This window comes from Cobetia sp. SIMBA_158, from assembly GCF_046566945.1.
GTDB classification, from domain to species: Bacteria; Pseudomonadota; Gammaproteobacteria; order Pseudomonadales; family Halomonadaceae; genus Cobetia; species Cobetia amphilecti.
Genome location: NZ_JAWJYL010000941.1, coordinates 1 through 243, shown reverse-complemented (window position 1 = coordinate 243; position 243 = coordinate 1). Strand labels below are relative to the sequence as shown.

The 243-nt window shown below is 59.7% G+C and carries 1 protein-coding gene; it reads right to left on the bottom strand.

All coding sequences use genetic code 11. From position 1 onward, the window contains the following. Nucleotides 1–218, bottom strand: a 218-nt coding sequence (locus R2R70_RS22575; RefSeq protein WP_410979283.1) for a hypothetical protein, incomplete at its 3' end; no start/stop codon positions are given. Between the last annotated feature and the right edge of the window lie 25 nt (nt 219–243).

Here is a 243-nt window from a genome sequence, read left to right as displayed (position 1 = left end):
AGATCGCTATCCGTTTCCATCAGCAATGGCATGATCTCCTCCAGTGACTGGCTCGCGCGCACCATCTCATTGCCCGCGGGTGGCGTCTGACTGAAATTCTCGCCTGCTTTCACCATGGCCAGCGGTTGTGCCTCGCGCATCACGTGGCCGACACGGATCGCCTTGTAGCGATTGACCCCGCCGATGAAGGATGTGACGGAATCGCCCGCTGGTTCCATGAGAATCTGTGCCGGAGTCCCTTGG